The sequence below is a fragment of the Erwinia sp. AC075 genome (genome assembly GCF_979253995.1).
Map to the genome: position 1 here is coordinate 3,042,009 of NZ_CEEDEU010000001.1, position 20,187 is coordinate 3,062,195.

At 50.9% G+C, this 20,187-nt stretch carries 17 protein-coding genes and 3 pseudogenes; 2 read left to right on the plus strand and 18 right to left on the minus strand.

Annotated features, from left to right (window positions below; all coding sequences use genetic code 11):
- Positions 1-289: 289 nt before the first annotated feature.
- Entirely contained in the window at positions 290-1,879 is a 1,590-nt protein-coding gene (gene prfC, locus AC0IXH_RS14385) for a peptide chain release factor 3 (RefSeq protein ID WP_013200639.1), read from the minus strand.
- 254 nt (positions 1,880-2,133) lie between these two features.
- Positions 2,134-2,781 carry a DNA-3-methyladenine glycosylase I gene (locus AC0IXH_RS14390; RefSeq protein ID WP_471720595.1) on the minus strand — a complete coding sequence of 216 codons (648 nt, stop codon included), beginning with the start codon at positions 2,779-2,781 and terminating at the stop codon, positions 2,134-2,136.
- Positions 2,782-2,985: 204 nt separating this feature from the next.
- Between AC0IXH_RS14390 and yghU the strand changes: the two genes are divergently transcribed.
- The gene (gene yghU / locus AC0IXH_RS14395; RefSeq protein WP_013200637.1) at positions 2,986-3,852 is read left to right on the plus strand and encodes a glutathione-dependent disulfide-bond oxidoreductase; all 867 of its coding nucleotides are present in this window, start codon (positions 2,986-2,988) and stop codon (positions 3,850-3,852) included.
- 266 nt (positions 3,853-4,118) lie between these two features.
- Here yghU and AC0IXH_RS14400 read toward each other — a convergent pair whose 3' ends face one another.
- From AC0IXH_RS14400 to AC0IXH_RS14420, 5 genes and pseudogenes are all read right to left on the minus strand, one after another.
- Positions 4,119-4,265: a hypothetical protein gene (locus tag AC0IXH_RS14400; RefSeq protein ID WP_346566937.1), complete on the minus strand. Its 147-nt coding sequence runs from the start codon at positions 4,263-4,265 to the stop codon at positions 4,119-4,121.
- Between the two features lie 544 nt (positions 4,266-4,809).
- Positions 4,810-5,037, minus strand: coding sequence for a hypothetical protein (locus tag AC0IXH_RS14405; protein WP_346566936.1), 228 nt, complete (start codon positions 5,035-5,037; stop codon positions 4,810-4,812).
- Positions 4,958-5,281: a hypothetical protein gene (locus tag AC0IXH_RS14410; protein ID WP_471720596.1), complete on the minus strand. Its 324-nt coding sequence runs from the start codon at positions 5,279-5,281 to the stop codon at positions 4,958-4,960. The genes AC0IXH_RS14405 and AC0IXH_RS14410 overlap by 80 nt, the downstream gene beginning before the upstream one ends.
- 305 nt (positions 5,282-5,586) lie before the next feature.
- Positions 5,587-5,868, minus strand: coding sequence for a hypothetical protein (locus AC0IXH_RS14415; RefSeq protein ID WP_106381745.1), 282 nt, complete (start codon positions 5,866-5,868; stop codon positions 5,587-5,589).
- Positions 5,869-5,870: 2 nt separating this feature from the next.
- Positions 5,871-6,701: pseudogene (locus AC0IXH_RS14420) on the minus strand (RHS repeat-associated core domain-containing protein); the annotation flags it as partial.
- Between the two features lie 600 nt (positions 6,702-7,301).
- Between AC0IXH_RS14420 and AC0IXH_RS14425 the strand changes: the two are divergent.
- Entirely contained in the window at positions 7,302-7,475 is a 174-nt protein-coding gene (locus AC0IXH_RS14425) for a hypothetical protein (RefSeq protein WP_471721177.1), read from the plus strand.
- A 165-nt stretch (positions 7,476-7,640) separates the two neighbouring features.
- On the opposite strand, the gene AC0IXH_RS14430 is transcribed toward AC0IXH_RS14425, so the two are convergent.
- The 11 genes and pseudogenes from AC0IXH_RS14430 to AC0IXH_RS14480 all read right to left on the minus strand — a co-directional run bounded on the left by AC0IXH_RS14430 (position 7,641) and on the right by AC0IXH_RS14480 (position 20,186).
- Entirely contained in the window at positions 7,641-7,883 is a 243-nt protein-coding gene (locus tag AC0IXH_RS14430) for a hypothetical protein (RefSeq protein WP_471720597.1), read from the minus strand.
- Between the two features lie 167 nt (positions 7,884-8,050).
- Positions 8,051-8,665: a hypothetical protein gene (locus AC0IXH_RS14435; RefSeq protein ID WP_471720598.1), complete on the minus strand. Its 615-nt coding sequence runs from the start codon at positions 8,663-8,665 to the stop codon at positions 8,051-8,053.
- 425 nt (positions 8,666-9,090) lie between these two features.
- Positions 9,091-9,597 (minus strand): annotated as a pseudogene (locus tag AC0IXH_RS14440) (RHS repeat-associated core domain-containing protein); the annotation flags it as partial.
- 273 nt (positions 9,598-9,870) lie between these two features.
- Positions 9,871-10,401 carry an SMI1/KNR4 family protein gene (locus AC0IXH_RS14445; protein ID WP_471720599.1) on the minus strand — a complete coding sequence of 177 codons (531 nt, stop codon included), beginning with the start codon at positions 10,399-10,401 and terminating at the stop codon, positions 9,871-9,873.
- A gap of 2 nt (positions 10,402-10,403) precedes the next feature.
- A pseudogene (locus AC0IXH_RS14450) lies at positions 10,404-11,636 on the minus strand (DNA/RNA non-specific endonuclease); the annotation flags it as partial.
- A gap of 149 nt (positions 11,637-11,785) precedes the next feature.
- The gene (locus tag AC0IXH_RS14455; protein ID WP_471720600.1) at positions 11,786-12,172 is read right to left on the minus strand and encodes an Imm50 family immunity protein; all 387 of its coding nucleotides are present in this window, start codon (positions 12,170-12,172) and stop codon (positions 11,786-11,788) included.
- 12 nt (positions 12,173-12,184) lie between these two features.
- Positions 12,185-16,720 carry an RHS repeat-associated core domain-containing protein gene (locus AC0IXH_RS14460; RefSeq protein ID WP_471720601.1) on the minus strand — a complete coding sequence of 1,512 codons (4,536 nt, stop codon included), beginning with the start codon at positions 16,718-16,720 and terminating at the stop codon, positions 12,185-12,187.
- Between the two features lie 3 nt (positions 16,721-16,723).
- The gene (locus AC0IXH_RS14465; protein ID WP_471720602.1) at positions 16,724-17,158 is read right to left on the minus strand and encodes a DcrB-related protein; all 435 of its coding nucleotides are present in this window, start codon (positions 17,156-17,158) and stop codon (positions 16,724-16,726) included.
- The gene (locus AC0IXH_RS14470; protein WP_053140471.1) at positions 17,155-19,080 is read right to left on the minus strand and encodes a type VI secretion system Vgr family protein; all 1,926 of its coding nucleotides are present in this window, start codon (positions 19,078-19,080) and stop codon (positions 17,155-17,157) included. The genes AC0IXH_RS14465 and AC0IXH_RS14470 overlap by 4 nt, the downstream gene beginning before the upstream one ends.
- 135 nt (positions 19,081-19,215) lie before the next feature.
- On the minus strand, positions 19,216-19,662 hold the full coding sequence (locus AC0IXH_RS14475) for a hypothetical protein (RefSeq protein ID WP_471720603.1): 447 nt from the start codon (positions 19,660-19,662) through the stop codon (positions 19,216-19,218).
- Between the two features lie 158 nt (positions 19,663-19,820).
- A complete protein-coding gene (locus AC0IXH_RS14480; protein WP_471720604.1) occupies positions 19,821-20,186 on the minus strand; it encodes a hypothetical protein in 366 nt (121 codons plus the stop codon).
- Position 20,187 lies beyond the last annotated feature (1 nt).

Here is a 20,187-nt window from a genome sequence, read left to right on the forward strand (position 1 = left end):
TGTTTTGCACTCACAACTGTGAGGTTTCAGTCACAAACGGCGTGACTGCAGTAGGAGAGACGTTGCAGCTTACCGCCGCATATTTTGCGTCCGTTGAGATTAAATATAGACGCTCGTCAGGATTTCACCGCCGCTTGTGGTTGATATGATGGATAAATGCACAAAAAGCAGGTTTTTTAAGAGCAGTCTGTAAAAAACGGGGGGCGGAAAGCGGTGTGGAGAGGAAGGCGAAAAAAAAGCGATGCATATTGCATCGCTTTTTCCAGTATAGACCAGACCTGATTATCTGTTAGTGTTCGCGCGTTTTGCGGAACACCACTTCAGGATAACGTTCCTGAGTAATGTTCAGGTTTACCATGGTCGGCGCGATGTAGGTCAGGTTATCCCCGCCATCCAGCGCCAGGTTCACTTCGTTTTTACGCTGGAACTCATCAAACTTCTTGGCATCGCTGCATTCAACCCAACGCGCGGTTGAAACGTTGATCGCTTCGTAGATGGCTTCCACGTTGTATTCGCTCTTCAGGCGCGCTACAACCACTTCAAACTGCAGCACACCCACGGCGCCGACAATCAGATCGTTGTTGTGTACCGGACGGAACACCTGCACGGCGCCCTCTTCCGACAGCTGAACCAGGCCTTTCAGCAACTGCTTCTGCTTAAGCGGATCGCGCAGACGAATACGACGGAACAGCTCAGGGGCGAAGTTCGGAATCCCGGTGAACTTCATGTTTTCACCCTGAGTGAAGGTATCGCCGATCTGGATGGTGCCGTGGTTGTGCAGCCCGATGATATCGCCCGGATAGGCTTCCTCAACGTGCGAACGGTCACCGGCCATAAAGGTCAGCGCATCGGCAATCACCACGTCTTTGCCCAAACGGACCTGACGCAGCTTCATGCCTTTTTCGTATTTACCGGACACCACACGCATAAAGGCCACGCGGTCACGGTGTTTTGGATCCATATTCGCCTGGATCTTAAAGATGAAGCCGGTGAACTTCTCGTCGGCCGCAGTCACGGTGCGCAGCGTGGTCTGACGCGGCATTGGCGACGGTGCCCAGTCGCACAGGCCATCCAGCATATGGTCCACACCAAAGTTACCCAGTGCAGTACCAAAGAATACCGGGCTAAGCTTGCCGGCGAGGAACTGTTCTTTATCAAACTCGTGGGAAGCGCCCTGCACCAGCTCTAACTCTTCACGCAGCTGAACGGCCAGCTCTTCACCGATGGCGGCATCCAGATCCGGGTTATTAAGCCCTTTCACGATACGCACGTCCTGAATGGTGCGCCCTTTACCGCTCTGGTAGAGGTAGGTTTCGTCTTTATAAAGGTGGTAAACACCCTTAAACAACTTGCCACAACCGATTGGCCAGGTGATCGGCGCGCAGGCAATTTTCAGCTCGCTTTCCACTTCATCCAGCACTTCCATTGGATCGCGGATATCGCGGTCCAGTTTGTTCATAAAGGTCAGGATCGGCGTGTCGCGCAGACGGGTCACTTCCATCAGCTTGCGGGTACGATCCTCAACGCCTTTTGCGGCATCGATCACCATCAAACAGCAGTCGACCGCCGTCAGCGTACGGTAAGTATCTTCGGAGAAGTCTTCGTGTCCCGGCGTATCCAGCAGGTTAATCAGGCATTCGCGGTACGGGAACTGCATCACGGAGGTGGTGATTGAGATACCACGCTGCTTTTCCATCTCCATCCAGTCCGATTTGGCGTGCTGGTTAGAGCCACGGCCTTTTACCGTACCGGCGGTCTGAATAGCCTGTCCGAACAGCAACACTTTTTCAGTGATGGTGGTTTTACCGGCATCCGGGTGAGAAATGATGGCAAAAGTGCGGCGACGAGCCACCTCTTGCATAAAGGGTGCATTAGACATGAAAAAACTCTGTTTGGTGCTGTGCTGCCGCTGCGCAGACGGCGCGGGGGCAATTTCACAGGCGATTAATCATCAATGGCCGGCATTTTCGCCGATCCGGCGGTTATAAACAATGCAGAACGCCGCGTTATCCCCATAAATGCGTAGCGCAGCGAAACCAGATGGCCTCAGCTGCTGTTTTTTTCAGCCATTTTGCGGCGGGGTTCCGGGTTCTACACTGGCCTGACCTCTTGATAATCTTTTTGCTGGCCTGATTACAGCGGGCGGTTGAGGGCTTCGCGCTGCTGCTCGAACTTGTCCCTGCACTGGCAGCCCGCCAGATGATCGTTAATCAGCCCTAACGCCTGCATCAGCGAATAGGTGGTCACCGGCCCCACCCACGTCCAGCCCCGTTTTTTCAACGCTTTGGACATGCGCACCGATTCGGGTGAGGTTTTGGCATTCTGCCAGTATTCCAGATCGACGGTATGAGGCCGTTCGCCCGGCTGCGGCTCAAACTGCCAGAAAAACGCCGCCAGCGATCCGGCTTCTTCAATCAGTTCGATGGCCCGCTGCGCATTGTTGATGGTGGAAAGAATTTTGGCGCGATTGCGGACAATGCTTTTATCTTCCAGCAAACGGGCAACGTCCTCGTCGTTGAACTGCGCCACGGCATGGAAATCAAAATCCTTAAAGGCGCGACGGAAGTTTTCCCGCTTGTTGTAAATCAGCTGCCACGACATGCCAGAGTGAAAACCTTCGAGACAGACTTTTTCAAACAGGCGGCGGTCATCCACCACCGGTTTGCCCCACTCGTTATCGTGATAGTCAGGCATTGAAGGCTGCCAGTAGCAGCACACGCGTCCATCTTCGGTCAGTGTCAGTCCGGCTTCTTTCAGATCTGCCAGATAATGCTCATCCATTCTGTATTCCCGTTGAAGAGTGTGAAGAGTGCTGCGTAAAGATAAACGCCGGCCAGATCCTGATGCTATACCTGACATCCGATGTAACAACCGCGTTTGGTTTTTTGTGCAGACAGCAGCTATTTTTAGACCATCATCGGCGAGACGTCTGTGGGCTTTGCTCCAGGATGCGCCATTTTTTTATCAGAAAGGGGATTTTCGGACATGAGCACCAAGGATTATCAGCCAGCCAAAGTCTGGTCAGAGAACAAAGAAGCCGGCGGCACCTGGGGCAGCATCAACCGCCCAACCGCTGGCGCACGTCACGAAGCGGAACTGCCGGTGGGCAAGCACCCACTGCAGCTGTACTCAATGGGTACGCCGAATGGCCAGAAAGTGACCATCATGCTGGAAGAGCTGCTGGCGCTGAACGTTAACGATGCGGAATACGATGCCCACCTGATCCGCATTGGCGAAAGCGATCAATTCTCTTCAGGCTTTGTCGACGTAAACCCTAACTCAAAAATTCCTGCGTTGCTGGACTGCTCCACCAAGCCAGCCACCCGCGTGTTTGAGTCCGGCGCGATCTTGCTGTATCTGGCCGAGAAGTTTGGTCACTTCCTGCCGAAAGATCCGGCCGCCCGCACCGAAACGCTGAACTGGCTGTTCTGGTTACAGGGTTCTGCACCTTACCTCGGCGGCGGTTTCGGTCACTTCTATAACTACGCGCCAGTCAAAATCGAATACGCGATCGATCGATTCACCATGGAAGCCAAGCGTCAGCTCGACGTGTTAGATCGTCAGCTGGCAAACCATCGCTATATTGCCGGTGAGGACTACACCATCGCGGATATCGCTATCTGGCCGTGGTATGGCGCGCTGGTCAGAGGAACCGTCTATAACGCAGCGGAGTTCCTCGACGCCAAATCGTACAAAAACCTGGTGCGTTGGGCAGATGAAATCGCACAGCGCCCGGCAGTGCAGCGCGGCCGCATCGTCAACCGTACCTTCGGTGAGCCTTCTGAGCAGTTGCATGAACGCCACGATGCGTCGGATTTCGATCTGCGCACCGAGGATAAGCTGGCGAAATAACGCCGCTTAATAAAACTAAGGGCATCCTGCGGGGTGCCTTTTTTTTGGATGGACTTCGGTGAAGGCATAGCAGATGCACTGTTATGATCCCCGACGCCCTCCTTAGAGAAACCGTCAGACGCTGGTGCATTTGGATAAGATTAGCGGAGAAAAATAAAGCCGGAAGAATGGGCTCCGGCGTTAAGTTGTTGCTTTAGCTCACTATCCGCAGGCCGCTCCACGGGAATGAACTCGTCTCCTCCAGCTTGTGGTGACAATGCAGGATTTTAAGTGCGGCGACCTAAAGCATCGTAGCGGTATTCTGCGCGGCTGAATTCCTTATGCCCGCTAAAGCTGACTTGCGCTATCCGCTGCTCATCGTCATAGCGGTAATGCTGCTCTACGGCATCTGGCCCGGTTTTCCGCCAGGTCATCCGCCCAAAACCATCGTATGCCCACCGTGCGCCTTTCAGCCTCTGCAACAGATTGTGCCAGACTATCTGACCCGGTTTATCCGTCCTGGAGACGTGGCTAAAAGTAAAAAGCCGGAGGGATTTTGGGAGCGCAACGAGCTAGGTGATGGAAACAAGTTTTGGTATGGGTACTCCATCTAGCCTGAAGGTGTTGTGCTGGCCCCCTACTGTCGTGAGCTGGCGTATGGTGAGCGACTCAACCGGGTAATAATCATGACCGACATCAGGCGCAGTTATTGCTGGCTCAGGTTAGCCGCTAAAATAAAGCCGGAAGAGTCGAGGGATAGATCCCGGCTTATTATTATAATTGTATAGGTTTATATTCTAATATTTTATCCGCTATTTGTTCAGCGCTAAAATCCTCTGAGAGGATATAATTTTCTGCATGAGGATACATAAAATTATTGCAAAGGTAATCAATATCACTATCTGCCTCTTCCTCTCTGTCCTCACTGTGCTGTATTTTTTATTAACTCGATCAGCTCTTGTCTTTGCATATTTAACCTCAAAAATGATAAGTACGATCCAACACTTCAAGATGATATATTGGAGTTGCAATTATTAAATCATCAAGATCATAGACACCACCACCATGCTGCATAGGTGTCCTAGAGTGAATAACATAAGATCTATTTTTTCCATTCCATTGGGTATCATAGGCTATTGATGCTCTTCCACCTTTCATCCTTGTAACATTTGAAATGTCTAAACTGCTGAGAAAGATTAGGATCATTTCCTACCTCTTTCCAGACATTTTCTCTAAAGTCATCAAACGATTTGAATTGTCTTCCACGAAGTTTGTCGGCTACTGACGATGGGAATAAGCCCGCATTACCGTGAGTTCCCCTTAACCATTTTCCTTTAATATTGCTTCCTTTTCCTGAAGCAGTTCTTGGATTACACCGATTCAACCCCAGCGGATCAACCCAACTCAACGAATTCGGTGCGTGAGCGTACTGATCTAATCCCCCCGCCAACCCTATCGGGCCAGGCTACGCAATCTGCCCACCCTCAGGATCGTACTATCCGTTCAGGTTGTAATTACCTGCCTTTTTTAAATCGTACTTCATAGACATAATTCTTCTGCACTGCTATGAAACGGAAATAATGTGAGCTTGAAGTTCTGATCCCCGATGCCCTGGCTGCGTCATTAGAAGGTATGACTTCAAAGCTGCGATAATAGATCCCCCCCTAACAACAAGCACTGTCATTACAGGCTCAAGTCAATAATAAACCAGGAAAGATCTATGGGTTATCTCCCAGCTTATCTTAATTAAATTATTTAAGACATTCTCATCACACATTCTCGAAGACGTTTTAATAGTTCAGGATTTTTAAGGCAATCAACTGGCTTTATTCCTTCTAATGCTGGTACCTCTCGTTCTATCCACCATAAGGCCTCTTTTATTCCTCTTTTCCCATAAATAATCACAGCCAAATCCAAATGACCATCTAATTTTTCAGAAAGTAGGCGAGCATTATCATCTAAATAATCTTCAGCATAAAAATCAGAATAACTTTTCCACTTTTTATCACCAGCGTAATGGTGTTCTAAGGATGGCATATCTAAAATCCTCCGAATGATATTAAGTTAGAACCAGTTGAATTTCTTGCTGATGGAGCAAGTATGCCATCATACCCTTGCTCCTTAGCCCAACTTCCGATTTGATGAGTGATGCTGTAATCATTACCTGTAATATCACTTAAAGAAACACCCAATTTATCTCTCACACCCGAACGAGTCAGGTCTAATACATTATTTAATTGCACGTTTTTACTAATTAATACTCTGTTTGACAGATCAACATCCCAGTGGGTTACTTCAGAAAGCGCGGTTTTACGTGAGTTTGCACCATAGACACCACCTAAACCTTCATCTGTATATCTATGCGAGGCTTTGATATTCCATTTATGGGTTGTCCACGTTGTGCTCATTCTGTCAGGTTCTTCAAATCTGTAAACCGTTCGGTTAACTTTCCTTCCTTTTGGTGCAACCGAGCATTTCATCAACCCCAGCGGATCAACCCAGTTCAGCGGATTCGGCGCATAAGCATAAGTATTCAACCCACCCGCCAACCCTATCGGGTCAGGCTGGGTAAACCTACCGCCCACTGGGTCATAATAGCGGAATAAATTGTAATGCAGCCCGGTTGATTCGGCACCTGCGGTGCCTCACCCCTTCGGGGCCATCGCTGAAGCGATGTTCAAATTCGCTGTCGCAAATTAGTCCCTGTCCAGGTACTGCCCCTGGAAGCGCAGATTTTGCTGCACTGACTGGAGGCCGCTGCTGCTTTCCTGCCCGGTCATTCCCCAGGTGGAGAACCGGCCACGCCATACCACGTCACCCTCTTCGTTGGTCATCCGCTCGGGCAGACCATTCAGTTCGGTGTGGTACCAGAAAATATCCGCCTGCTCGCCAATGCTGTCTACCCGTGCCAGCGGCTCCCAGCTTCCTTCGCTGTACAGACACTGCGTGTTGCGATCCGGCGTTAAGCTGCTGCTTTCGCCCACCATCCGCAGGCCGCTCCACAGGAAGGAAATCGTCTCCTCCGGCTTGAGGTGGCGATGCAGGATTTTATGCGTGCGGCGGCCCGGCGCGTCATAGCGGTAGCTCTTGCGCCGTCCCGCCCAGTCGGTCTGCGCCAGCAGCCGCTCGCCGTTGTTATACTCAAACTGCCTGCGGGTTTTATGCCCCGCCGGATCGGTTTCGGTGACGATCTGCCCGCGCACGTTGCGGGGCACGCTGCGTTCCGAAAAGCCGTCAATGTTCTCGCCGGTCAGCATTCCGGCGGCGCCATATTCATAGTCGGTTGCGCGACCGTCGGGACGCGTCAGGCACTGCAACCGTCCCGCCGCGCTCCAGCGGTAACGCGTGGTGTTGCCTTCCGCATCCGTCTCGCTCAGCAGCCTGCCCGCGTCGTCGTAAATGCGCACGCTCTGATTGCCGGAGCAGTCCCCGTCGCGCGTCATCTGCCCGCTTTCGTTCCACCAGAAGCGGTGCGTGTTCTCCAGCACGTCGGTGCGCGTCAGCAGGTCGCCCCTGTCGTTCCAGGCAAACCGCGTGGCGCCGTTGAGCGGATCGGTTATGGCCACCACGTCTCCGGTGGCGTTGTACTGATACTGCCAGACCGCGCCGTCGGGCTGCACTTCCTTCACCGGGAAGGCGAATGACGGATGCTAGGTGGTCAGCATCGTCCGGCCCGCCGGATCGCGCACCATCGTCAGGTTAGCGCGCTCGTCGTAGCTATACTGCAAGATCCAGTCGCCCGGCTCGTGCTTGGCCATCAGTAGATCGCCTTGCTCTGCCCAGCACCAGTGCCAGTGCCAGTGCGCCCCCTAGCTGTCGGTATAGTCGGTGATGCGACAGAGCGCGTCCCAGCGGTGCTGCGTGGTGCCGCCGGAGAAGCAGGTCACGGTCGCGCTGCGATCCCGTTCGTCGGCATCAATCAGCCAGTGCTCCAGGCAGTTGCGCGCCTCTCCCAGCACCTGATATTCGGTGACGCGCCAGTAGCGCGGATCGCGGCCGGGCTGCCACTGGTATTCCACGGTCAGGCCGGTAGCATAGCCGTGCGAGGCCATAAGATCGCTGGCGCGATCTCAGCTGATGTGGGAAATGGCAACTGGCATACCTTGAACAGTAGCAAGAGAGGGAGCAGGCGCTGCCGGAGACTATGTTCTCTGAATATAACTTGGTATTTTCTTCCATATTAAGATGAAATTACTTTCTAATTATTATTAATATAAAATTACCTTGGGAAGACGTTGACTTTACCACCTTTATTCTCAAAATATATTTCTTTTATATTTTTTTCTTCATCGTATACGCATGATAAAATCACATAAGGCAGTGGGGAATTATTGCTCACTGTTAAAATTTTATTTATAATATTTTCTTCGTAAAAGTAATGATAACCTGAAACATTATCATCATCGTTTACGTAGTAAGCCTCTACAGGTCTACCTTCTTCATCCAAAAAAACTTGAGAAATAGCTAAATTCTCACCATTAACATCTTGCTTTATTTCTAATGCACTATTATTTTTTCTAATAACATATGAAATATCCTCTACAAATCCTTTAGAGTTATAGCTTAATATTTTATTAATTACTCCATTATCTGAAAGATAACAATATACGTTTTTTTTATTTTTTGGTTCCTTGTATTGCATCTCTCCACTTTTAAAACCTGTTAGTTCGTTATAAAAAGGCATCACACTAAACGCATTTAGTTTAGACCATGATAAAATTTTTTCTTCGTTATTATTAATGGAAGTAATTTGACTTGATATAATATCTTCTGAACATAAAAGAGACGATATGTCCTTTAATTTTTTCTTAATATTATCTGCTATTTCTTGCATTTTGTGCATCCTTTTTATAAAACTGGAACTTTACCACTAGCAAGGGAAAAGACCTTTCCGCTTGCGAGTTCACTTTTGATTGATTTAAGAGCAGCAAGGAAATCTTTATCCGTCTGGCTATTAATCAATTTGTCATAAATATATTGTTTGTAAGCATTACCATGTATGCCATTACCTTTATGAGCAGTTGTAAATGTACCATCAATACGATCTGCTCGTGTATTTGGCAGCCAAACACCATTTTTTTAATTATTAATATCAATATTAAGATCATTGGGATCGTCCATTCGCTTCCTTAACGCAACCATACGAGGATCTGAGGAGTTGGACATTACAATATGATGGGCATCATATTTCCCTCCTCCTAAAGGTTGTGGACCTAAGTTCCGAGCGAGTTTTGCTGCATCTGTCGAACAACTCATCCAACCCAGCGGATCAACCCACGTAAGCGGATCACCAACATAACTATAAGTATTCAACCCACCCATCAACCCTATCGGGTCAGGCTGGGTAAACCTACCGCCCACTGGGTCATAATAGCGGAATAAATTGTAATGCAGCCCGGTTGATTCGGCACCTGCGGGGCCTCACCCCTTTGGGGCCATCGCTGAAGCGATGTTCAAATTTGCTGTCGCAAATTAGTCCCTGTCCAGGTACTGCCCCTGGAAGCGCAAATTTTGCGGTACTGACTGGAAGCCGCTGCTGCTCTCCTGCCCGGTCATTCCCCAGGTGGAGAACCGGCCGCGCCATACCACTTCACCCTCTTCATTGGTCATCCGCTCGGGCAGACCATTGAGTTCGGTGTGGTACCAGAAAATATCCGCCTGTTCGCCAATGCTGTCGACCCATGCCAGCGGCCCCCAGCTTCCTTCGCTGTAGAGATACTGCGTGTTGCGCGCAGGCTGAAGGCTGCTGCTTTCGCCCACCATCCGCCACACACGCAGGATAATATTGCTGATAAAGACTGGCCGAAAAGAGATTTGAGGTGGGAACGAGTGTGAGCCTGAGAATACCGGACGGCTGTCCGGTACTGATCGCTGACCGTCGCTAAGAGAGGCGACTGTGACAAGAGCAGGAAAAGTTTGAGCAGCCGCGGCGGTTGTACAAACCCATCAGAAGATGCGCGTGTGGGTGGCACTATTCGATGGCTAAAACAAGAGAACCAAAGAAGGACGACTTAGTTCACCTCCAACTTCCTCAGTAATTTACATCTGGTCGAAAGTAATCTGTTTATATGGAAAATTACTGGGTAGCGAATCTGGTTTTATTTTTTTTGATAAAATCCCAGCCAGTAATGATGTAATACTTTCATCAAAATATTCAACATCTGGAGATCTGGATGCAACGATAGCTGTTCCCCATAAGTTGCTGTCCTCTGTACTGGAAACAACCCAAAAAAAATAGTCCCCATTATCAGTGACACCTACTGGCAGCAGCCCTTTTTTATTTGGATATAAGGTGTATTTGTAATAGTTGGCATCTTCTTCAATCAAGTAATTAAAATCTTCTAGAATTAATTTTTTTTGCTCAAAAAAGTTGAGATCATCATTTTTAGTAAATGGATTGAAAAGCGCGATAAAGTCAGCAATTCTTCCTGTTCCATATGATTTCGTGAAATCAACATAATCATCTGGAAATGAAAAATTATTATCTATGAGAGGCCAGACTTCTTTATCCCCATTTTCACTTGGTAAATGAGGTGGGATTAAAATAGTTTTCAAATCAAATTGAGACATTGTTACATTCCTGGAGGGTTTAGAAGAGTGAGACTTTCAAAGAAGCCGCCGTTACCTTCCGTGTTAATAGTTATCCCTGCGGGGATTCTTGAAGGCCCTTTATAAATCGGAGTTACTGAAATATCAATTACTTCTCCATTTTCCAGTGCCTTTCTTATGCGTCCTTCAACGCCACTCATGTTAGGTGTATTTACCGGACGATGCTGGATAGTAATCAGATTTCGTGGGTCATCGCCAGAGCCTCCTAATTGTCGGCCAAGTAAATGACCTCGAGCACGATTAGACCCTGCACCGGTAATAAATCCTGGTGGTTGAATTGTAGGATTCGCATGTGTACCAGTATTTATATCACTTGCATCTAAACGTGCTCTGACACCTGTAGGCCGCCCTAAATGATCCAATTCACCGTAGTGTATATTACACTTACTCAACCCCAGCGGATCAACCCACGTAAGCGGGTCCCCGACATAGGCATAAGTATTCAACCCACCCATCAACCCTATCGGGTCAGGCTGGGTAAACCTACCGACCACTGGGTCATAATAGCGGAATAAATTGTAATGCAGCCCGGTTGATTCGGCACCTGCGGTGCCTCACCCCTTCGGGGCCATCGCTGAAGCGATGTTCAAATTTGCTGTCGCAAATTAGTCCCTGTCCAGGTACTGCCCCTGGAAGCGCAAATTTTGCGGCACTGACTGGAAGCCGCCGCTGCTCTCCTGCCCGGTCATTCCCCAGGTGGAGAACCGGCCGCGCCATACCACTTCACCCTCTTCGTTGGTCATCCGCTCTGGCAGACCATTCAGTTCGGTGTGGTACCAGAAAATATCCGCCTGTTCGCCAATGCTGTCGACCCGTGCCAGCGGCTCCCAGCTTCCTTCGCTGTAGAGATACTGCGTGTTGCGATCCGGCGTTAAGCTGCTGCTTTCGCCCACCATCCGCAGGCCGCTCCACAGGAAGAAAATCGTCTCCTCAGGCTTGTGGTGGCGATGCAGGATTTTATGCGTACGGCGACCTAAGGCATCGTAGCGGTATTCTGCGCGGCTGAACTCTTTATGCCCGGTGAAGTGTACTTCCGCTATACGCTGCTCATCGTCATAACGGTAATGTTGCTCTACGGCATCTGGCCCGGTTTTTCGCCAGGTCATCCGCCCAAAACCATCGTATGCCCAGCGAGCGCCTTTCAGCCTCTGCAACATATTGTGCCAGACTATCTGACCCGGTTTATCCGTCCTGGAGACGTGGCTGAGGCGGGAGCAGATACGGCTAAAACAGCATAGAAAGGACATTGAGCATAGCCGGCAGCAGCGGCTGTCCTTGGTAATAGGCTAAAAATAGAGCCGGAAGGATCATTGGGGATCGCTTCCGGCACTTTGTTATCTAAAAATCAATCCCATCGGTCATCAATATACGGTTTTATGTCATCAATGGTTAAAAATTTTGCTTTGCAATAAAAGTATAACTCCGGACTTTCAATTTTAACTATAGAACACTCTTTAGTTGTTTCCACTATTGGCGTTGAAGTAAACATCACGTTAGTACCTTTACTTTCAAACTGAACAATTCCAGACAGAGTAATATTTAGCACTAAAGAATTAAATCCATCTTCATTCCATTTTTCTGGAAATTTATTAGGTATTGTTTTGCTTGAAAAAATCAAATGAACATTTGAATGATTAAAGGAAAATGAAATTAATTCTAAGTCCGACAATGAAAATGAGTTATCAAACATGAACTTAATCTTCTCTTTTCCCAACGCATGTTCAAACCACATAATCTGTCTCCATTAAGGAAAGTTATAATGCCCGTGCACACCCAAAGGGGTTTTAGTATCCAAAGCGACACCAGTAGTAGAGTCCGCTGGCCTTAAATTGAAGTGTGGGTCAGCTCCATGAAGAGGAGTTGCCTTTGAATGCCCCAAACTATGTTCCTGTAAAAATACTTTCTCACCTTTATTATTCAAAAACTCATACTGTCTTGTTTTTATTGGCAGCCCATTATTGTTGAGCAATAAATTGCCATTACCATCTAACAAACCAGGTCTCGTTATAGATTTAGGATGCTGATTCATAGGTATTCCAGCATCTCTCTTAGCCTGCCTTAATGCATCTCTTCGACTTTTTCCTTCATAAGTCGTTTTCTTATTAGGCTTACACTTACTCAGCCCCAGCGGATCAACCCAAACCAGCGGATCCCCAACATAACTATAAGTATTCAACCCACCCGCCAACCCTATCGGGTCAGGCTGGGTAAACCTACCGCCCACTGGGTCATAATAGCGGAATAAATTGTAATGCAGCCCGGTTTCCCTGTCCAGGTACTGCCCCTGGAAGCGCAGATTTTGCGGCACTGACTGGAAGCCGCTGCTGCTTTCCTGCCCGGTCATTCCCCAGGTGGAGAACCGGCCGCGCCATACCACGTCACCCTCTTCATTGGTCATCCGCTCGGGCAGACCATTCAGTTCGGTGTGGTACCAGAAAATATCCGCCTGTTCGCCAATGCTGTCGACCCGTGCCAGCGGCTCCCAGCTTCCCTCGCTGTACAGATACTGCATGTTGCGATCCGGCGTTAAGCTGCTGCTTTCGCCCACCATCCGCAGGCCGCTCCACAGGAAGGAAATCGTCTCCTCCGGCTTGTGGTGGCGATGCAGGATTTTATGCGTACGGCGACCTAAGGCATCGTAGCGGTATTCCGCGCGGCTGAACTCTTTATGCCCGGTGAAGCGGACTTCCGCTATCCGCTGCTCATCGTCATAGCGGTAATGCTGTTCTACGGCATCTGGCCCGGTTTTTCGCCAGGTCATCCGCCCAAAACCATCGTATGCCCAGCGTGCGCCTTTCAGCCTCTGCAACAGATTGTGCCAGACCACCTGACCCGGTTTATCCGTCTGGTTGCCTGCTGCGTCCCAACTGAAATGTTCTGTATTATGTGGCTGAACGGCGCCGGTAATCTGCCCCGTCGCATCGTAGCCAAAGCGCTGCTGATACTGCGCCCACTCGATCTGACCCGTGGCGCTGTCCAGAATCCGTTGCTGCAAGACCTGATCCAGACGATCCCAGTTATAGCGACGCTCAAAAACAGCGCCCGAACGATCTTCAAAGCCACTGCGCCGCATCACAATACGGCCCACCGGATCGTAACGGGTTTGCTGATTCAGCGGCCCCTGAGTCCGTCCGATTTCCCGATGCAACTTATCACGCTGATAGCCGGCAATCTCAACCTGTTTACCGCCCAGCTTCAGGTTCATCTGCAGCAGATGCCCGGTCCCGTAGCGCAAGCAGTTTAGTTCGCGGCCGTCCGGCAGCGTGCTGCCGATAAGATTCCCCAGCACATCGTACTGATGGGCGATCGCCCCAGCGCTGCTTTCCTCGCGGGTGAGGTTGCCGACCGCATCGCTGGTCAGCGTAATCACCTCAGCGTCAGTGACCTCAAAGCCGCCTGTCCGGGCGCGCTGCCAGCTTTCGAGGGACATCTTTTTGATATCCACCCGATCGGGGCCGTAGTGATATTCGGTACGGTTCTGCCGGGTGAGCTTGACCGTAAGTCGGTTCACCACATCGTATTCAAACCAGGTCGAGTGCGGTGAAAGCTGTTCATCTGCCGCATTCAGCGGTGACTGGGTGACCTCGGTAACCTGACCCAGATCGTCATAGCGATAGCTTTTACGTCTGCCGGCATAGTCGATCTGCGTAAGCAGACGTTGGCCGTTATCATATTCAAACTGCCAGCGATCGTTGTTGGGGTTGATCAGTGCGGTCAGGTGGCCAAAACGATTGTACTGATAGCGAGTCTGGTGCCCGGCCTGATTGATTTCCGTGACGATCTGCCCACGAACATTGCGCTTAACCCGACGTTCGGAAAAGCCGTCAATATTTTCACCGGTGAGCATCCCGGCGGCATCATATTCATACTCGGTATCGCGACCATCTGGACGGGTCAGACATTGCAGTCGCCCGGCGTCGCTCCACTGATAGCGGGTGGTATTTCCTTCGGCATCGCAGCTGGCGATCAGCCTGCCTGCCCCATCATACTGGTTATGGCTTTGATGGCCGGAACAGTCCTCATCACGTTGGATCTGACCGCGATCGTTCCACCAGAAGCGATGCGTGTTCTCCAGCGCATCGGTGCGGGTGACCAGGTCACCCTGCTCATTCCACGTGAAGCGGGTTATCCCGCCCAGCGGATCGATCACCGCCACCACATCGCCGGCAACGTTGTACTGGTATTCCCAGACCGCGCCGTCAGGCAGGACTTCTTTCAGTGGGAAAGCGTAAGAAGGATGCCAGGTGGTGATGGTGGTTCGATCCGCCGGATCGCGCACCATCGTCAGGTTGGCACGCTCGTCATAGCCGTATTCCCATACCCTTCCACCCGGCGCCTCGGTTGCCATCAACAACTCGCCTGCCCAGCGCCAGCGCCAGTGCGCCCCGTAGCTGTCGGTGTATTCCGTAATACGGCAAAGTTCATCCCAGCGATGCAGGGTGGTTCCGCCGGAAAAACAGGTCACTGACGCGCTGCGATCCTGTTCATCCGCATCGATCACCCAGTGTTCGAGTGTGGCCCTGTTTTCATCCAGCACCTGATACTCATAAACACGCCAGTAGCGCGGATCGCTCGACGGCTTCCACTGATATTCCACCGTCAGTCCGGTGGCATAACTGTGTGACGCCATCAGATCGCTGGCACGATCCCAGCTGAAGCGTCGGGTAACCACGCCATCAGCATCCTGCACCGTCGTCAGCTGTCCTTCAGGATTGTAGCTGTAGCGCACCAGCGGCCGATGCTCTTCCCCCACCACTTGATGCAGCGCAATCAACCGCCCCTGCACCGGCTCATAACTCAGCCGGACTTCAAGGGCCTGATTATCTCCGGCAATGGCCACCAGCTGGCCCGCATCATTCCACTGGAAGTGCTGACAGTTTTCATGACGATCGTAAATGCGCCCAATGCGCCATTCGCCTTCGCGGGTGGGATCGGGCTCATAGAGGTGAAACTCTCCCTGTGCGGTTTGCATAATGATCACCCCCTGAAGGGTGCAATAGAGCGTGAAGCCCTCTTCGTCAAAATGAATCACATCGCCAGGGCTGATTTCGCCTAATCCCAGCTCCTGTCCGGAGATATCCCGCCACATAAACGGGTACGAACCATCCTCATGACGGAAACGAATCAGACGGGTTTCGAACGGCAGCATCCAGCCGGTCCCCAGCATTCCACGGCTGAGATTTCGGCTGTTATAGATACGTTGCCAGTAAAGCGGAAGGCGATCTTCAAGCACAAAATCCAGCTCTTCTTCGCCAGCAAGGATCTTCGCCCCCGTGGCGTAATTCACCGGATGCGAACCCTGTACTGCGGCGATGGCAACCGCGCCCGCCACCTGTCCACCGGCCTGAGAGGCGATAATGCAGGTGATCTGGCGCAATGCACGTCGGGCGGCAATGCGGGTAAAGAGTTGCTTCAGCAACTGGGCCCCTTCTTTACCGATGCCGCCGCCCACAATTCCGCCAAGGAAATACGCGAGGAAGTTTTTCCCACTGCGAATATCGCGGACCACAACACTGTCGCCACCAATACGCACCCGGGGATTTTCACTGACCTGAATTTTGGCTTCACAGGTACTGCGGTCGCCATTACGTGCAGCCGGGTGCCCGTTAATCAGCACTTTTTTAGACCCTTCAGCGATAAAATTCACGCTTTCGGCGAGATGTCCTTTGGTGCAGGCCACCGTATCTTTGCTGGCTGGCGTGGCATATGGGCTGGCACTGGCGACCGTCGGTTGCACCAGGTCATCCCACAGGCTGCCAAACCAGTGCTTTACCGAATCACCGCTGGTGTTGCTGACTTTATCCCACAAGGCACTGGCGGTTGCGCCAGGATGGCTGATCGCAGAGGCGATACCGGCCGCCACGGCCATGGCGATATCCAGTGCGCCGGGCTGTTCTTCACTGCCCGCCTGCGGCGAATTAAGCCATTCATGATTAACCGTGCCGGCGGCGCGCGCGGCGGGTTTACCCATTATTCTGACATTGTCTGAACCACTGGTGATGAACGCATCCGGTGGGCCGCGCATCCCCAGCATATCTAACAGGCCATCAACCGCCTCTCCGGCCTTATTGCCCAGCTTTTCCGGGTAACCGGACGCCATGGCGGCCACGGTTAAGCCCACCCCAACGGCGAGCCCCACGCCGGTGCTGGAGATCAGCGCGGCACCAAACAGAATTCCGCCGTAAATCGCCCCTTCAACCACGCCACTGACAAAATCGGCAATGACAGAGCTGTGAACCAGCGGATCGCCCAGGCGGGCAGCAATCAGTTCGTCAGACATCGATCAGGCCTCCTTGCCCGTAGCAGGAACAAAGCCCAGCTTGATGTTTTGCCAGACCGCCAGAGAGGCCTCATCGAAACTGGCTGCAAGGCTGAAGGTGACCGCCATCAGGTGGGTTTCCAACATCACCACCAGCAGCTTTTGCATCACCATCACGCCATGATTTTCAAAATGCATACTCACTTCACGTGCAGGGATGCCGCCAAACGTCGTGTCTTCTACGGCGTCTGCAGCAAACTTTTTCATGTCGCGTTTAACTTTGGCTAACTGCTGCTGCAGATAGGCTTCTTCCTCACCCGCCTTCACTTCCCAGGCCCGGGTGACCACCAGCGAAGCCCCGATCTTTGGCAGTTTTAGCAAAGTGATGCTTTGTTCCTGCACGGCTTCCGGAAGCGGAAGCGTTCCTTCGGTGAGGTGATAACTGACTGGCTGACTCATTTGCTGCTCCCTTTATTCTGAAATGCTTCCATAACGTCATTTTTGATTTCATCCGGGGTTGGCGAGGGCTGAGCCGCCGTACCCGGCACATTAATATTGAGGTCGAGCGTCCCGCCGGTATTGATTTCAGCCTGCCCGCTGGCATTGATTTGGAACTGTTTGCACTGCAAGGATATGGTGCCGTTCGGCATAAGCGTCAGCATGCTGTCCCCCGATACCAGACTGATACCTTCCCCGGAGGCCAGCACCATTCCTCCCTGCACCTTCAGCACGTAATCACTGCCGACCAGCTCACTGCGCGTCCACTGTGTTTTCTGATCGTAAGTCCCGGACACGGTGCTGCTGAGGGCTTTTTCCACGCTGATGGTCTGATTGCCACCGACGGTTTGCGTTTCATCCGCCTTCACATGGGTATCCATGTTCTTCTGTGCCTGGATCCACACCTGCTCTTCCCCGGCCTTATCTTCAAAGCGCAGGGCATTTGCGTTGTCCGGCGAACCGTCTTTGGAGCGGCTGAGGAAGCCCATCTGGGTGGCGGCTGCCGGCAGTGCCCACGGCGGCATGCTCGCTTCGTTGTAAACCCGGCCGGTGACGATCGGCCGGTCCGGATCGCCGTTGATAAAGTCGATCACCACCTCGTCGTTGACGCGCGGGATCTGCACGCCACCGAAGCCCTGACCCGCCCAGGCGCTGGAGACGCGCACCCAGCAGGAGCTGGTGTCGTCGCCTTTTGCCAGCCGGTCCCAGTGAAACTTCACCTTGATGCGGCCGTATTTGTCGGTCCAGATCGATTCGCCTTTCGGCCCCACCACCTTCGCCGTCTGCGGGCCGTGGGTGCGCGGCCATTCTGCCGTCGGCTGCGGCCGGAAGGTGACGTCAGACGGGATCACCACGATATCCACCTTGTGGATGGTGCTGCCGCTGTTGCTGCTGGCGTAGCTGTTCTCTTCGAAATCGTAAACGGCCTTAATCGTCAGGTATTCGCCGTTATCGCTGAAGAACGGCGCGTTCAGCAGCGTGAAGGTGTTTCCCGGCGCCAGCCCCAGCGCGGTGCCGGAGGCGGTGACCTGCTGGTGCTGGGCCTGCCACACTTCCTGGCGGATTCTGGCGTAAAACTCGCCGTGGTCGTGGTCGATAAAATGCCCCGGCCAGTCGTAGACGTCGATTTGACCCGGCGACGGTGAGGCCGGATTCTGGCGGGCCTGGAACATCCACGCGTTGGGCTTGCGGAAGTCGTAGTCATCGATGCTGTACAGCCCCGGCGTCACCTGGTCTTCCAGGCTCCACAGGCTGATGCCCTCTTCGCTGGTCGAGCCGCCGGACGGGGTGACGTGGTACGGAATGGTTTCGTAGCCGCTGAACGGCTGATGCTGCTGCGCGCTGTCCATCAGCACCATGGTGTGTTTGTCCGCTTCATGGCGGAAGTAGTAGTAAATCCCCTCCAGCTCCATCAGGCGGCTGATGAAGTTAAAGCTGCTTTCCTGATACTGCACGCAGTATTCCCACACGCGGTAATTGCCGGTGAGCTTGTCTTCTACCGTCACGTTGTATTCGGAAAGCAGCGTTTTAATGATTTGCGTTACCGTCTGGCTCTGGAAGATGCGCAGGTTTCTGTCGCGCTTCAGGGGCCACAGGTCCGGCTCCATCACCAGGCTGTAAACCGCATAGCGCGTGCCGCTCAGCTCGGTGCTGCTGACCGACACTTTGGTGATTTTCCCGTTCAGGTAACGGGTTGCCATCAGGTTCTGGGTGGGGATGGACACGGTCATGGGCTGCCCCAGCAGGGCCTTACGCTCAATGCGGGCATCGGTGCTCAGGAGCTGGACGGTGATTTCAAACGCGCTGGAAAGTGCCTCCGTGCCGTTCAGTTTCCAGAACAGCAGGCCGTCCATCGGCAGTTGAACTGTAATGCGATCAAGCATGATGATTTCCCTGAAAGACTGTGCCCGGCCGGTGATGGGCCGGGCTGAATGAAGAAGAGGGTTAATGCAGAGAGAACCGTACCTTCAGGAGGACGTTGCGATTAAATAGGGCAGAAAAGTATGTGTTCAAAAAATCTATCCGAACGAGCCGGACAACCAAATTCCATAAAAAATCAAAATACTGCCAAGTGATATAAGACATTTTGCCAATATAAAAAGTGGAGGTCCAAAACGCTTAGAGATATCGTCTATTTCTGGGTAATTATCTTTATTGTGGTCACGATGAAATAAAATTATTCTTGAAAAGATAACCCCTATCATTACAATAAGAAACCTATTCATAAAAAAAGCGTTAATCGACATCCAAAGCATGGCCGTGAGGTTTCTTCCTGTGGAAAATGAAATAACACCCACCACAGTTGCAAGAAATTTAAAAACAAATGCTAAAATAAACATAATGCAGAAAGAAGCCAGGAACTTTAGACCAAATAACACCCATTCCTTCTTGTTAAAAGAATCCTTTCCATTCCAGATATAAAAAATAGTAGTTGACAAGAAAAAAGCAAATGCTAGGTATCTCATTTAAATACCTTCATAGTTTTGTAAAATGGTCCCAATATCTACCAATCAAAAAGTCCTTTTCTCCAACAAACTATTTCCGATTTAATAATCGCGAAATTCTCATTTAGAATTTCGTCATTATCTAAAGCAGCATAATAATATATCATCAGGAATCAATTTTAGTAAGCTGGGGCCCCTCTTACTAAATCTTTCTTAGTTAGGTCAAGTGAATAGTGCCAGTCATACCAACCTTCTAATTTTTCTTCGAAAATGCAAATTATTAAAACATTATTTGATTGATCTTTTGTCAGATAAGAAAAATAAGCCCCATCAGGAGGAGAACATGAAAATAGCTTAACACCATATGCATTAATTACTGTCAATATATCAGGATAAGCTTGTGGGCCACTTAAAATCATTATTATTTTATTACATTCATCTTCTGATGCTTGATCGATATTTTCAATTATATAGCCATATTCTTTCTCATCAAAACTCCATTTAACTGAGCCCTTATATTTATCTATTTCTAAATTTATTATCATT